This is a genomic window from Streptomyces sp. NPDC090088 (genome assembly GCF_044747345.1).
Taxonomy (GTDB): Bacteria; Actinomycetota; Actinomycetes; order Streptomycetales; family Streptomycetaceae; genus Streptomyces.
The window spans coordinates 51,796-65,688 of sequence record NZ_JBIVDZ010000008.1; the positions used below are offsets into that span (position 1 = coordinate 51,796).

Consider the following 13,893-nt stretch of genomic DNA (forward strand, 5'->3'; position numbering starts at 1 on the left):
CCGTCAGCCCAGGAGCGTCCGCCGGACCCGGTCCGCGAAGGCGGCCGGATGCTCCACCGTGCCGAGATGCCCGCCGGGGAACTCGGCGAAGGTGCCGCCGGTGTACTTGGCCGTGAACTCCGCTGTTTCGTAGAGGAGTTGGCCTCGGGAGTCGGTGCCGGCGGCCACGGTGAGGCGGGGCAGGCCGGTGGCCGGCCGGTAGGCCGTGAACGGACACAGGACATGGTCGAGGAAGACCGAGAAAGGCGTCGGTCCGTCGCCGGTGGCCGGGCGGCCGCTCTCCAGCTGCCCGATCAGCTCGGCGCGCAGCCGCTCCCCGTCGGGCAGCAGGGTGACGCAGGGCGGTTCGTGGGCGACGACGCCCCGGAGCCGGGCGGGGTGGCGGGCCGCCAGGTCGAGGGCGGCGATCCCGCCCGCGCTGGTGCCGAGGACGTACGCCTCCTCGCCCTCGCCCAGCACCTCCGCCAGCACCCGGAAGGCCCCGTCGCTCCAGTCCTCGACCCGCTGGTCGGCGACGGGTTCGCCGAGGCGGCCGTGGGCGAGGCCGAGCGGGTCGTAGGTGACCACGGTGAAGTGCGGTGCCAGACGGCCGATCAGCGGGTCCAGGCCCATGGGGTGGCCCGCGCCGCCGGGGAGGAGCAGCAGGACGGGTCCGGTGCCGGCGGTGTCGTAGTGGAGTTCAGGCATGGCGGTCGGTCTCCTCGCGGGGCCAGTGGTCGAGGGCGATGTGCAGGGCGTCGACCGCCCGGTCCCAGGAGGCGCGGACATCGCGTGGGGCGTTGAAGCCGCCGCCCGCCTCCAGGGCGCAGTAGCCGTGGAAGGTCGCGCGCAACAGCCGTACGGCGTCGGTGAGATCGGGCTCGTGGAGGCCGTAGCCGCGCAGCATGCCGTAGGTGATCTCGACGGTTCGGCGCATGGCCGGGTTGCCGGGGTCGACGAGGGCGGGGTCGACGCGGATCTGGGTGGCCGCGTACCGGCCGGGGTGGGCGAGGGCGTAGGCGCGGTAGGCGTCGGCGTAGGCGGCGAGGGCGTCCTTGCCGGACCGGCCGGCCACCGCGGTGGCGATGCGGTCGATCATCTCGCCGCCGGCGAGCAGCGCGAGCCGGTGCCGCAGCTCGTCGAGGTTTCTGACGTGCGAGTAGAGACTCGCGTCCTTCACGCCGAACCGGCGGGCCAGCGCGGAGAGCGTGACCTGCTCGAAGCCCGCCTCGTCCGCGAGTTCGGCCGCCGCCTCCACCAGCCGGTCGACGGTGATCCCGGCCCGGGCCATACGCCCACCTCCCTAGTCTCTCTAGTTCTCATCCTAGGACCCCTAGGTTTTGCAGGTCCAGCGATTATCGCGGGGCGTGGTCGGCGTAGGGTTGCCGGGTGCGGAAGGGGGAGCCGTGACGAACGAGGCGCGGCGGGCCGAGCGGGCGGCACGCTCGGGGATCACGGCGGGGCGACCGCTGTGGCGGCAGCGGGACTTCGGCTTCTTCTGGCTCGCCCAGACCCTGTCCGTCCTCGGTGACTCCTTCAGCCTGATCGCGCTGCCCCTGCTGGTCCTGAAGGCGACCGGCTCGGTGGCCCGGATGGGGCTGCTCACGGCCGTCGGCGGGGTCGCGATGGTGCTGGCCGCGGTCTTCGCCGGGGTGGTGGTGGACCGGGTCGACCGCCGCCGGCTGCTCATCGGCTGCGACCTGGTCCGCATGCTCCTCTACGGCCTGGTCCCGCTCGTCTGGCTCGCCGGACCGCACCTCTGGCTCCTGTACGTGGTCCTGCCCCTGTGCGAGGCCGTCGGCATGCTCTTCGCCGTCGGATACGTCACCGTCGTCCGCGGACTCGTCGACGTCACCCGGCTCACCGAGGCCAACGGGCGGGTCAACGCCACCGCGGCGGCGGCCGGGGTGCTCGGACCGCTGGGCGCTGGCCTGGTGGCCGCCTGGGCCGGACCCGCCGACGCGGTGGCCGTGGACGCGGCCAGCTACGCCGTCTCGGCGGCCCTCCTCCTCTTCGTACGGGTCCGGGAGCGCACCGGGGACGACCGCCCGGCCGAGCGCAAGGGCGTGTGGCGCGACCTGCGCACCGGGGTCGGCTACCTCGTCCGGCACCCGGTGCTGCGGTCGGTCACCGGCCTGCTCGCCGTCTTCAGCTTCCTCAGCCTCGGCATCAACGACCTGCTGATCTACCACCTCAAGCACGACCTCGGCCGGGACGACGGCACGGTCGGCACGGTCATGGCGATCGGCGCCGTCGGCACCATCGCCGGGGCGCTGCTGGTCGCCCGGCTGCGACGGAGGCTGGGCTTCGGGCCGACCTGGATCGGCGCGACCGCCCTGTGCGGTCTGGCCTTCGCCGGGCTCGGCTGGGTGCGCACGGTACCGGCCGTGGCCCTGCTGAGCGCGGTCTACCTGGCCTGTGTGGGCATGGCGGGCACCTGCTCCATGTCCCTGCGCCAGGAGATCACCCCCGAACCCCTCCTCGGCCGGGTCACCGCCGCCCACTGGACCCTGCAGTACTCACTGGCCCCGGCCGGCGCGGCGGTCCTCACCTGGGCGGCCGAGCGGTACGGCACCGCGCCCGTGGCCGCCGTCGCCGGAGCCTGCTGCACCCTGATCGCCGTCGCCGGCCTGGGCACTCCGATCCGGCATGCGGCTCCCCGAAAACAACTGTCCTAGAGGGACGGGCAACCTTCCGCGGACCGGCGGCGACCACAGGGCATGACAACCGCACCACGCACCACAAGACACCGCCGGGTCCACGCCTTCCGCAAGCCCGCGATCGGTGCCCTCGCCGCGGCGGGCCTGCTGGCCGGCGCCTGGTACGCCACCGCCGGCGCCGCGACGACCCCGGACCTCAAGGTCACCTCCACGGCGGTCGCCCTCAGCGCCAAGTACCCCTATCTCTCGGCGGGTTACAACAACACCCGGGAGTGGAACCGCACCGCCACCGCGGTCGCCCCCGACGGCACGATCCGGGTCGCCTGGCCCGCCGCCGACGGCGTCCATGTCACCCCGCTCACGGCGGCCGGCAAGCGGTCCGGCGCCGACACCGTCGTCAAGGGCGCCAAGGAGGTCGGCGGCCTGGTCGCCCACACCAACGGGTTCGCCCTGCTCACCCGGGTCGCCGACACCAACAAGTGGAAGGACACGGCGGCCGCGATCATCCGCTACACCGGCAACAGGCAGACCTGGTCCGTCAAGCTCACCGGCACCGCCTCGCACGACACCTCCCCCACCCTCGACGGCCAACTCACCTGGAACGGCTCCAAGTACGGCGCCTACTTCGTGGTGCACGGCGCGGGCGGCTTCGCCGACGGGCACTACGGCGACAAGCTGTCCTACGTCAGCGCCAAGGGCAAGAAGCTGAGCGGCGGCTGGAGTTGGGGCTGCAGCCACAACGAGGGCATAGCACTGCACGCCGAGACCTCCGGCGCCTTCACCTCCCTCTGCTTCGACGACTGGCGCTCGGGCCTGTTCGTCTCCACCGGCATCGGCGCCCCGGACGTGGCCCCGGTGGTCCAGCGGGAGCAGTGCTGGGCGGGGTACTGCGGTGGTACCTTCCCCAGCCGCACCGGCGACCTCGTCAAGTCGTCCACCGGCCGGTACGCGACCGCGTTCGCCTCCCGGGGCGCGGCCTCCGCGAAGAAGAACCCGGACGACAGCAGCGGGCGGGGCTGGACGGTCACCCCGAAGACCGCCACCCACCAGGTCGCCGTCGCCTTCCTGAAGAACCGCAACTCCGGCCCCGGCAAGGCGATCTACCTCACCGGCGCCAAGACCGTGGAGAACGTCGACGTCCACCTCGCCCCCTACGGCAAGGACAAGCTCCTGCTCTCCTGGGAGTCCCTGAAGAACGCCAAGTGCTCGGCCGGCACCTGCACCGGCACCTTCACGGGCACGCATCTGCGGCTGATCAACTGGAGCGGCACGTTCGTCAGCGCGGACAAGGTGGTGAGCGCCCGGATCACCGGTGACATCGCGGTCCTCAAGGACGGCTCCCTCACCTGGGCCTACGCGCCGGTCACGCCGAGCTACGGCACCCCGCTCACGGGGGCGTCCCCGACCACGAAGACCCTCCGGATCGCCCGCCTCACGCCGTGACGCGTGCCGCCGTGGCCAGTGCCTCCGCGATCCGGCGCACGACCCGTTCGGGCAGCGCCGGATCGCGGGCGGCGTCCTCGGCGGTGCCGGGCCTCCGCGACAGCCGCGTCAGCGGCCGTACCGGCGGCCACGGGCGGACCGTTGCGGCCTGCCGCACACGCGTCTCTCCACGCCGTGACCGCCATGGTGCCCTAGGCGGCTCAGTCCCGCGCGGCTTCCTCCACCACCACACCGGCGCCCTGCCACCGGACCCGCACACCAGGACCCCCGTGCCACCGAACGGTCAACTCCCCTTCTCCTTCGGCACACACCGTCACCGTCTCCCCCAGCGGTACCGCGTCCACCGCACCCGTGAGCCGGCTCAGCGCCACGAACAGGGTCGGCCCCTCTCCCGTGGCGCCGGTGAGCGTGTCGTCGAGGCCCACGGCGGGCAGCAGTTCGGCCCGCAGGCCCTCCCGGGCGGCCCACCCGGTCACCCGTACCGACGTCCCGGGCTCGGCGCCCGCCACGAGGAAGGCCCGCACCTCCACGGCCCCGTGCGCGAGGACGACCGCGGTCACCCGGGCGGCGCCCGCACCGGCCGTGTGCCGCGAGGCCGCCCAGCCCTCCCCCACGCCCAGCGGCTCGATCCCGGTCCGGCCCGGATCACCGCCGACGATCACACTGTTGTCGTACGACGCCGAGGGCCGCGTCACGGTCGAGTAGCCGAGCCGGGTGTAGTACGGGTCGTAACGGACGTCCTCGCTGCCGTGGTTGTGCAGCCGGACCACGCCGTCCGCACGGGTGGACTGGAGCAGCCAGTTGGCGGGGGCGATCGGCGTGACCGCGTCCGTGCGCTCCGCCGGGCCCGGTTCCTCCGTCGCCGTCCACACGTCGTGGTCCGCGGGGAGCAGCAGGCCGAGGAAGCCCTTGCTCGCCCAGTAGGGGGAGGCGGGGCCCGAATAGCCTTGCAGGACCGCGGAGTCGGGGCCGTGCCAGCCGAGGGTCAGCAGGCCGTGTCCGTCGACCGCGCCCCGGTCGAGGAAGTACTTCAGGGCGCCGGATGCCAGCCGCCGGGTCTCGCCGGGGGCGAGGGGGGTGCGGCCGGTGAGCGCGCCGAGCCAGAGGGGGGCCGTGGTCGCGAAGCGGTAGGTCAGGGAGCGGCCCTGGTGCAGCGGAGCGCCGTCGCCGCCGAACAGGCGGGCGTAGTCGGCGAGATGGCGTTCCAGGCGGCCGCCGTAGAGGTCCAGCAGCTCCGTGTCGTCGGCGAGCCAGGCGTGCAGCACCGGGTAGAGGTGCATCGCCCAGCCGTTGTAGTAGTCGAACTTGCGGCCGTCGCCGTCGGTGTACCAGCCGTCGCCGACGTACCAGTCCTCGACGCGGGCCAGGCCGCGGTCGACCGCCTTGTTGGCGGCCTCCGGCTCGTGGCCGATCTCGGCGAGGAAGCCGCCGACCGTGACCGGGAACAACTCCCAGTTGCAGGGCCAGGGTTCGGCGGTGAGCGCGTCGCCGAGCCAGGCCGCGGCGCGCTGGCGTACGGCGTCGTCGAGCCGGTCCCAGAGCAGCGGGCGGGTCAGGCGCAGGGCGAGGGCGATCGAGGCGGCCTCGACGAGCGGCTGGCTTCGGTCCCCGATACGCGGCCAGACGCCCGACACCCCGGCGGCGAGGCCGTCCGCGTAGCGCTGGAGCGCGGTCTCGTCGCGGCGGAAGGCGGCGAGGAGCAGGGTGCGGGCGTAGCCCTCCAGGCCGTCGGAGAGCCGGCCGGACCAGCTCTCGTGGTCGCCGGGGAGGTGGTAGAGGGCGCGGTCCTCGGTGGCGTACGGCTCCACGGCGGCGAGCAGGGAGTCGGCCGCGGCCTCCCAGTGGGCCCGGGTGTAGCCGGTGACCGGGCTGGGACGGCGGTCCTCGGGAGGCAGCTGCATCGGTGCTCTTTCTCGCTCGAACCAGAACTCGAACCGAACCTCGTACCGGTTGAACCTGGGGCGCCCCGGTTCCGGTCGGGACGCCCCAGGGGCTCAGCGCGCCCGCACGGTGCCCCGGGGCACCAGGTGCTGGGCGAGCAGTTCGTCACGCACCAGGCCCGCGTAGACGGTGGCGCCGTACGCGGAGGTGTGCGTGTTGTCCTTCTTCTCGTTGTACAGGTACAGCGCCTTGGAGCCCTCCACGCCGAGGGACTCGACCAGCGCCTTGGTCTTCGCCGTGAGGTCGATCAGCGGAACGTCCTCGGCGGCGGCGACCGAGCGGATCACCTCAGGATGATTGACGCCGAGCCCGTTGACCAGAAGGGCGATGTCATTGTTCAGCGTGCCGTCGGAGTTGAACCAGCGGCGCACGATCGGCGTGACCAGCACCGGCCGCCCGCCCTTCTCTCGTACGCCCGCCACGAGGGTCTCCAGATTCGCCCGGTAGGTGGCCTCGTCCGTGGTCTTGTCGTTGTGCGCCAGCTGGATGAGGACCAGGTCGCCCGGGTGGATCAACGGCTGGACAGTACCCCAGAGCTGGGGGTTCTGGAGGTAGGTCACCGTACTTTCGCCGGAGTCGGCGTAGTTGGCGACGGCGACGCCCTTGCGCAGGAACTGCGGGAGCTGCTGGCCCCAGCCGGAGTAGGGGTCGGCGGGCTGGTCGCAGACGGTGGAGTCGCCGACGAGGAAGAGCCGGCGGGTGTGCCGGGCGGCAGGGGTGACCCTGATGCCGGCGAGGGCGGGGGACGGGCCGCCGACCGCCAGGTCGAGGCCGGGGGTTCCGTCGGGGCCGGTCGGCTCGCCCTCGGGGGTGCGGACGTTCACGGTGAAGGAGCGGGTGATCCGCTGCCCCGCCGCGGTGGCCGTCTCCGCGAGCAGCGAGCGCCGGGTCTCCCCGCCGATGCTCGTGACCGCCGCGCTGTCGCCGCCGAGCCGGACCGTCACGTCGTAGTTCCCCGGCGGGACGTCGAAGTGGCAGGCGGTGGCGGTGCAGTTCTCGATGCCCAGGGGCGGCTGCCGGTCGTGGGCGTGGGCGGCGGGAGCGGCCGTCAGGCAGGTGCCGAGGACGACCGCCGCGAGCGCGGCGACACGTACTGGGTTGAAACGTCTCACCCGGGACTCCTCCGTCGTGGCGACATGGCCTGGCGAGGACCGTACCCGCACCCGCAAGCGCTTTCTAGACCTTGGACCGGTTTCACAAGATTGCCAACTCCATGCGACCGAAAGCCCTTTCGCGAAATCGATTCAACTGTCACCCTCACAGTCACCCGCACCCCCGCCCCACCGAAGGAGGCACCCCCATGTCCGGAATCAACGGGAGACCGCTCGGACGCCGCACCTTCGTCCTCGGCAGCGCGGCCGCAGCCGGTGGCGCGGCCCTCGCCGGACCGCTCGCCGAGAGCGCGTCGGCCGCGAGCTTCGGCTGGTCGGACGACGGCTCCAACTACGTCGTGGACACCGGCGCCAGCCTGGTCTTCAAGGTCAGCAAGACCAATGGCGACCTGACCTCGCTGGTCTACAAGGGCACCGAGTACCAGGGCTACGGCGGCAAGAACTCGCACGTCGAGTCGGGCCTCGGCACCTCCACGGTGACCATCGCCCAGTCCGGCACCACGATCCTGATCTCGGTGACGTACGGCACGCTGAAGCACTACTACGCGGCCCGCAGCGGCGAGAACAACGTCTACCTGTGGACCAACAAGGCCGACTCGTCCGTCACCGCCACCCGGTACATCGTGCGCGTCAAGGCCGGCCTGTTCCTCAACGACGAGCCGGACTCGTACACCTACGCGCCCACCGTCATCGAGTCCGCCGACGTCTTCGAGAAGTCCGACGGCCAGACCCGCGCCAAGCACTACTCGAAGCTGCGGGTGATGGACTACAACTACGTCGGCTGGACGACCGGCAGCGTCGGCCTGTGGGTCGTGCGCAGCAACCACGAGAAGGCCTCCGGCGGCCCGTTCTACCGCTCGCTGCTGCGCCATCAGAGCGCCGACGGCGGCGGCCTGTACGAGATCCTCTACTACGGCGAGAACCAGACCGAGTCCGAGCGCTACGGCCTCCAGGGCCCGTACGTCATCGCCCTCACCGACGGCGGCGCGCCCTCCTCCTCGCTGTACGCGGGCACCCTCACCACCTCCTGGGCGGACTCGCTCGGCATCTCCGGGTACGTCTCCACGAGCGGCCGGGGACGGGTCGCGGGCGTCGGCATCTCCGGGCGGGACACGGCGTACGCGTACACGGTGGGGCTCGCCAACTCGGCCGCCCAGTACTGGGGTTCGGCGCGCTCCTCGGACGGCTACTTCTCGGTCGCGGGGGTGCTGCCGGGCACGTACACCCTCACCGTCTTCAAGGGCGAACTGGCCGTCTACACCGGCTCGGTGACCGTGACGGCGGGTGCCACGACCACCCTCAACACGATCGCGATCGCGTCCTCCAACGACCCGAGCAACGCCTCGGCGATCTGGCGGATCAACAACTGGGACGGCACGCCGAGCGGGTTCAAGAACGCCGACCTGATGACGTACGCGCATCCCTCGGACGTCCGGGCCGCGTCCTGGACCGGGAACGTGGTGATCGGCAGCGGCACCGAGACCTCGGCCTTCCCCTGCTACCTGTGGAAGGACGTGAACAGCGGGATCATCGTGTACTTCAAGCTGACGGCCGCGCAGGCCGCCGCCGCGCACACGCTCAGGATCGGGGTGACGACGGCCTACGCGAACGGCCGGCCGCAGGTCGTCGTCAACGACGCCTGGACCTCCGCCGTGCCCTCGCCGCCCACCCAGCCGAGCACCCGGTCGCTGACCGTGGGCTCCTACCGGGGCAACAACAACACGTTCACCTACAGCGTCCCGGCGTCCGCCTGGCTGACGGACACCAGCGCCTACAACACGCTGAAGATCTACGTGGCGAGCGGTTCGGGGACGACGTCCTTCCTCAGCGCCGGCACCTCGATCGACGCGATCGACCTGCTGGCCTGAGACCCGGCAACCCTCCGGTGCCGGGCGGCGACTTGGAGGCATGACCGCTTCCCACGAGCAGCAGCCCCCCACCCCCGCCCGGCGCCGCACCGCTGCGCTCGCCGCCGGCACCGCGGCGGCCCTCGGGCTCGCCGCGGTGTCCCTGGCCGGGCCCGCCAGCGCCGCGTCCACCCTCACCGTCGCCAAGGACGGCTCAGGGATGTACACCACCGTCCAGGCGGCGGTGAACGCGGCCGCCGCCGGTGACACGGTCTCCATCGCGAAGGGCACGTACCAGGAGATCGTCAACGTCCCGGTGGCCAAGACCGGGCTGACCCTGAAGGGCGCCACCGGCAACGCCGAGGACGTCGTCATCACCTTCGACCGGGCCGCCGGTTACACCGACGCGAGCGGCAACAAGTTCGGCACGCTGGGCAGTTCGGTGGCGACCTTCTCCGCGAACAACCTCACCGTGACCGGGCTGACCGTCCGGAACACGTTCGACAAGGACGCCCACCCGGAGATCACCGACACCCAGGCCGTCGCCGTGACCGCGCAGGGCGACCGGCAGACCTTCCGCAACGACCGGTTCGTCAGCCGCCAGGACACCGTGCTGAACTGGGCGCCGTCCGCCACCGGCCAGTACCGCCAGTACATCTATTCGTCCTTCGTCACCGGGGACGTGGACTTCGTCTTCGGCAACGCGACCGCCGTCTACGACCGCGTGAACATCCAGCTGCGCGACTCGGGTGCGGCCGCGGGCGGCCTGAACGGTTTCCTCTCCGCGCCCAACACCAGCTCCGCGAAGACGTACGGGATCCTGGTCACCGGCAGCACCGTCAGCAGCTCCGCGGCGGCGAACACCTACTACCTGGGCCGCCCCTGGCACCCGACGTCCGACGCGGTCGGCCAGCTGGTGATCCGGCAGACCTCCCTGCCGGCGGCCGTGAAGACCGCCGGACCGTGGACCGACATGAGCGGCTACTCCTGGAAGAACGCCCGGTTCTTCGAGTACCGGAACACCGGGGCCGGTGCCGCCGTGAACTCCGACCGCCCGCAGCTCACCGACTCCCAGGCCGCGAACTACACGGCCCAGAAGTACCTGGCGGGCACGGACGGCTGGAATCCCGTCGGCTGACCGGTGACCGACCGCTCCTCAGCTGCCGCGCGTCCACTGCTGGTTGGTGCCGCTGTTGCAGGTGTACGTGATGATGGCGGCCGAGTTGGCGGTGGACGCCCCGTTCACGTCCAGGCACTCACCGGTCGTCCGGGCCTTGATGTTGACGTAGGAGCCGGAGGTGACCACCGACCACTGCTGGGTGGTGGCGCCGGTGCAGTCCTCCTGGGTGACGTCGGTGGAGTTCTCCTGGAGGCAGAGCGAGCTGCCGCGGCCCATCAGCTCGTAGTAGCCGGTGCCGAGGTCCTTGAACCACCACTTCTGGTTGGTGCCGCTGTTGCAGGTGTACTGACTGATCGCGATGCCTTCCCAGAGGGACTGGTTGGGGACGTCGGCGCACTTGCTGCTGTGCCGGGCGATCAGGGTGTTGTACGTGGCGCTGGTGCCGCTGACCGTGCCGGCGGCGGTGTCGACGGAGACCTCCGGGTACCAGGACATCGACATCGAGGTGTCGGTCGGGAAGGTCAACGGCAGCCACACGTAACGGGAGTCGTTGACGGTGCCGCCGAAGGAGTTGCCCCAACGGTCGCCCATGTAGAGGTACGAGGTGCCCGAAGTGCCGCTGACCGGCAGGACGTAGGCGGTCTGGGAGTTGTACGCCGTGGAGTCGCCGACGTTGCTCCAGGAGGTCCAGGGGCCGGAGAGCGAGGTCGCGGTGGCGTACTCCTGCTGGTTGGCGCTCCAGCCGGTGGCGCCCGAGGTCAGCATGAAGTAGACGCCGTTGCGCTTGAAGAGGGCCGGGGCCTCGCGGTGCCCGCCCGCCCACGGGTTGGCGACCAGGCTGTCGATCGCGGTGTAGTCGGAGGTGAGCTTGTAGATGTGAAGGTCGTAGTTCTCGTTGGCCGCCGAGACCATGTAGGCGGTGCCGTCCGTGTCGACGAAGGTCGTGATGTCCCGGGACATGTACTGGCCGAGCGGCTGGAAGCTGCCCTGGTAGGTGTAGTTCCCGTCGACGGTGTCGGAGACGGCGACGGCGGCCTTGGCCTCGCTGTAGTCGACGCCGTTCTCCTTGTGCATCCACATCACGAACTTGCCGGTGGAGGCGTTGTAGATGACCTTCGGGCGCTCGATGTAGGCGGTGGACAGCTCGGAGGCGGAGGACTGGGTGAGGACGTGGTTGCGGAACTCCCAGGTCTTCAGGTCGGTGGAGCGGTAGGCGTCCACGTACTTGAAGGTGTTGTCGGAGTTGCGGTCCTCGCCGAACCAGTAGTAGTAGGAGCCGACCTTGATGACCCCGCCGCCGTGGGCGTGCACGATGTTCCCCGAGGTGTCGGTGAACTGGGTGCCGTTGGTGACGGTCTGGGAGGCGGCCGCGGCGGGCCCCGCGGTGGCCAGGGCGCCGACCACCGCCAGACAGAGGGCCAGCAGGACCGCGTACGCACGTCTCATCTCACACGCTCCTTGGGGGGAAAGGACTGTCGTTCGGGATTCCGAACGACAGGTGGTATGACGAACGTTGTGATCGCCGAAAAGGTAAGGGTGTGTTACCCGTGGGTCAACGGGTCTGACGAGACATGAGGGAAAGCGATTTCCAGGAGATCGCCGCCGGGGCCTGTTTTTCTGTTATCGAGGACCACCCGTCCCCGTCTCCCCTCACGTGCGCACCCCTCTCCACACCACCGCAGCGGTCGCCGGCGCCCTCGCCGCGCTGCTGGCCTCCGCTCCCCCGGCCCTCGCCGCCGGTCCCCGGGACATCACCGCAGACGTGCTGGCCGGCCGGGACGTCACCCTCACCGGCGACACCGTCGTCGTCGTACCGTCCGGCATCACGACCTACGACGGCGTCCTGCGCGGCGAGGGCACGCTCACCGTGCGGGGCGGCGGCACCCTGATCCTCACCAAGGACGGCGACTTCACCCTGCCGAAGGCACGGCAACGGCAGATCGTCCGCACCCAGGGCGGCAACCACCCGTATACGACCGTCACCCGCCCCGACCCGCCCGCGATCACCGTCGAGCGCGGTACGACCCTCCAGTACGGCACCGGCGGCGGCACCGGACTGCTCGGCCACTTCCCGTACGACACGCCCGGCTACCAGCTGAACCAGCTCAACATCCGCGTCGACGGCACGCTGCGGCTCTCCCTGACCCGCACCTTCAACATCGGCACGATCAGCGGCTCCGGCCTGGTCACCCAGCCCCGCGGCATGTGGGGCACCCTGGACCTGGCGGGCACCCACCCCTTCTCCGGGGTCATCGACAACGGCACCGGGATGGCGGTCGGCCGCCCCGAGTACCCGGTCGCGCTGCCCGCCGCCCGCGCGATCCTCAACCAGGGCTCCTGGATCATCGACACCCCGCTGTACCAGACGGTCACCCTGCGCCAGAACTTCTACCAGCGGGAGTACGGCAGCGACGTCAACGTCCACTCGCGGCCCGGCAGCAAGGTGGTCCTCACCGGGCAGTACAGCTACAGCGACCGGGGCGGCGACACCGACCCGTCGCTCAGCGACCCCTCGCTCAACTGGAAGGCGATTCCCCACCAGTTGAACAAGCGCGGCACCAACATCGAGGGCGCCGACGTGCACTGGGGCGACGGCACCACCCACCGCGTCTTCATGCCGGGCACGAAGGACACCGTCTACATCAACCTGCACGCCGCGAGCGGCCGGCGGTCCCGGCTCACCTTCGACTACGACGGCCCGGTGACGCTGGGCGCCCCGATCGGCGGCGGCCGCTACCACGACACGCTCGCCGCGCCCGGCGCCGGGGACATCGTCGTCGCGGGGACCCGCGGGAACGACGTGACCTTCGCGGCCGCCCAGGACTACGACGGCTCGACGACGGTCGAGAAGGGCGCCGTGCTCCGGCTGGGCTCGGGCGCGCGGGGCGGCGACGGCTCCCTGCTGACCGGCACGCCGGCCCGCCGGATCGTGAACGACGGCACGCTGTACGTCCGCAACACGTCGACCCCCGTGACCCTGTCCCACCTCGGCGGCTCCGGGGCACTGGTCCAGTCGGGCCCGGCGCGGACCACGCTCACCGGAAGCTCGGTCGCGTACACGGGAACGACGACCGTCACCGGCGGCACCCTGGCCCTGCGCTCCGGAGCGACGCTCGCCCACAGCAAGGCGATCCGGCTCGCCTCGGCGGGCGCGAGGCTGGACGTGGGCACGGCGGGCCTCCGGGTCGCCACCAGCCTCTCGGGCAAGGGCACGGTGCGGGGCGCGGTGACCAACGACAGCCTGGTGGCGAGCGGGTTGACCGTGCGGGGGGACTACACCCAGCACCGGCGCGGCGAACTGGTGCTGCGGAAGGCGCCGTTGAAGGTGACCGGCCGCCTCGCCCTGGCCGGCGCCCTCGACCTGTCCGACGCCGGCACGGCCCCGGCCCGCCGCATCACGGTGATCGACCACACCGGCTCGGCCCGCACCACCGGCGCCTTCGACGGCCTGCCCGAGGGCACCGAGGTGAAACTGGCCGACACCGTCTACCGGATCACCTACCGGGGCGGCGACGGCAACGACGTCGTCCTGAACGCGCGGCCGGCCAAGGCCACCACGAAGAGCGACGACCTCGCCGGCTCCCCCGCCACCGCTCCGCCGACCGTGACCACCCGCTCCGCCGCCGACTCCTCCGCGGCCTTCGGCTGGTGGCCGTACGCCCTCGCCCTCGGCCTCCTCGGCGGCCTGATGGTCCCGGCGGGCCTGCGCACCCAGAAGAAGGGGCGGCGCAGGGGCGGACGGCACGCGGGATGATGACGCCGGACCCGGCGCACACCTCCGAGGAAGGCGG

The 13,893-nt window shown here is 71.6% G+C and carries 11 protein-coding genes; 5 read left to right on the top strand and 6 right to left on the bottom strand.

What is annotated here, in order from left to right; all coding sequences use genetic code 11:
• Positions 1-3: 3 nt before the first annotated feature.
• Both ACIPSJ_RS34320 and ACIPSJ_RS34325 read right to left on the bottom strand, forming a co-directional pair.
• On the bottom strand, positions 4-687 hold the full coding sequence (locus ACIPSJ_RS34320) for an alpha/beta fold hydrolase (protein WP_401351615.1): 684 nt from the start codon (positions 685-687) through the stop codon (positions 4-6).
• The gene (locus tag ACIPSJ_RS34325) at positions 680-1,270 is read right to left on the bottom strand and encodes a TetR-like C-terminal domain-containing protein (RefSeq protein ID WP_359219140.1); all 591 of its coding nucleotides are present in this window, start codon (positions 1,268-1,270) and stop codon (positions 680-682) included. The genes ACIPSJ_RS34320 and ACIPSJ_RS34325 overlap by 8 nt, the downstream gene beginning before the upstream one ends.
• Positions 1,271-1,385: 115 nt before the next feature.
• On the opposite strand from ACIPSJ_RS34325, the gene ACIPSJ_RS34330 reads away from it, so the two are divergent.
• Positions 1,386-2,657 carry an MFS transporter gene (locus tag ACIPSJ_RS34330; RefSeq protein ID WP_401351616.1) on the top strand — a complete coding sequence of 424 codons (1,272 nt, stop codon included), beginning with the start codon at positions 1,386-1,388 and terminating at the stop codon, positions 2,655-2,657.
• Positions 2,658-2,699: 42 nt separating this feature from the next.
• Entirely contained in the window at positions 2,700-4,082 is a 1,383-nt protein-coding gene (locus ACIPSJ_RS34335) for a hypothetical protein (RefSeq protein WP_401351617.1), read from the top strand.
• On the opposite strand, the gene ACIPSJ_RS34340 is transcribed toward ACIPSJ_RS34335, so the two are convergent.
• From ACIPSJ_RS34340 to ACIPSJ_RS34350, 3 genes are all read right to left on the bottom strand, one after another.
• Positions 4,072-4,239, bottom strand: a complete 168-nt coding sequence (locus ACIPSJ_RS34340) for a hypothetical protein (RefSeq protein WP_401351618.1) — start codon at positions 4,237-4,239, stop codon at positions 4,072-4,074. The genes ACIPSJ_RS34335 and ACIPSJ_RS34340 overlap by 11 nt on opposite strands.
• 43 nt (positions 4,240-4,282) lie before the next feature.
• Positions 4,283-5,983, bottom strand: a complete 1,701-nt coding sequence (locus ACIPSJ_RS34345; RefSeq protein WP_401351620.1) for a DUF2264 domain-containing protein — start codon at positions 5,981-5,983, stop codon at positions 4,283-4,285.
• A gap of 93 nt (positions 5,984-6,076) precedes the next feature.
• A complete protein-coding gene (locus ACIPSJ_RS34350; protein WP_401351621.1) occupies positions 6,077-7,135 on the bottom strand; it encodes a rhamnogalacturonan acetylesterase in 1,059 nt (352 codons plus the stop codon).
• A gap of 188 nt (positions 7,136-7,323) precedes the next feature.
• Here ACIPSJ_RS34350 and ACIPSJ_RS34355 point away from each other — a divergent pair, with 188 nt between their 5' ends.
• Both ACIPSJ_RS34355 and ACIPSJ_RS34360 read left to right on the top strand, forming a co-directional pair.
• Positions 7,324-9,003 (top strand): rhamnogalacturonan lyase B N-terminal domain-containing protein, encoded by a 1,680-nt coding sequence (locus ACIPSJ_RS34355; RefSeq protein WP_401351623.1) that lies wholly within the window; start codon positions 7,324-7,326, stop codon positions 9,001-9,003.
• A 40-nt stretch (positions 9,004-9,043) separates the two neighbouring features.
• Positions 9,044-10,120, top strand: a complete 1,077-nt coding sequence (locus ACIPSJ_RS34360; RefSeq protein ID WP_401351624.1) for a pectinesterase family protein — start codon at positions 9,044-9,046, stop codon at positions 10,118-10,120.
• 18 nt (positions 10,121-10,138) lie between these two features.
• On the opposite strand, the gene ACIPSJ_RS34365 is transcribed toward ACIPSJ_RS34360, so the two are convergent.
• Positions 10,139-11,548 carry an RICIN domain-containing protein gene (locus ACIPSJ_RS34365; RefSeq protein WP_359219126.1) on the bottom strand — a complete coding sequence of 470 codons (1,410 nt, stop codon included), beginning with the start codon at positions 11,546-11,548 and terminating at the stop codon, positions 10,139-10,141.
• Between the two features lie 208 nt (positions 11,549-11,756).
• Here ACIPSJ_RS34365 and ACIPSJ_RS34370 point away from each other — a divergent pair, with 208 nt between their 5' ends.
• On the top strand, positions 11,757-13,856 hold the full coding sequence (locus ACIPSJ_RS34370; RefSeq protein WP_401351625.1) for an autotransporter: 2,100 nt from the start codon (positions 11,757-11,759) through the stop codon (positions 13,854-13,856).
• Positions 13,857-13,893: the final 37 nt, after the last annotated feature.

What these genes read in the sequence shown, in the direction of transcription:
- ACIPSJ_RS34320 (WP_401351615.1), bottom strand. Translation starts at nt 687, where the DNA reads ATGCCTGAACTCCACTACGACACCGCCGGCACCGGACCCGTCCTGCTG.
- ACIPSJ_RS34325 (WP_359219140.1), bottom strand. Translation starts at nt 1,270, where the DNA reads ATGGCCCGGGCCGGGATCACCGTCGACCGGCTGGTGGAGGCGGCGGCC.
- ACIPSJ_RS34335 (WP_401351617.1), top strand. Translation starts at nt 2,700, where the DNA reads ATGACAACCGCACCACGCACCACAAGACACCGCCGGGTCCACGCCTTC.
- ACIPSJ_RS34345 (WP_401351620.1), bottom strand. Translation starts at nt 5,983, where the DNA reads ATGCAGCTGCCTCCCGAGGACCGCCGTCCCAGCCCGGTCACCGGCTAC.
- ACIPSJ_RS34355 (WP_401351623.1), top strand. Translation starts at nt 7,324, where the DNA reads ATGTCCGGAATCAACGGGAGACCGCTCGGACGCCGCACCTTCGTCCTC.
- ACIPSJ_RS34360 (WP_401351624.1), top strand. Translation starts at nt 9,044, where the DNA reads ATGACCGCTTCCCACGAGCAGCAGCCCCCCACCCCCGCCCGGCGCCGC.
- ACIPSJ_RS34365 (WP_359219126.1), bottom strand. Translation starts at nt 11,548, where the DNA reads ATGAGACGTGCGTACGCGGTCCTGCTGGCCCTCTGTCTGGCGGTGGTC.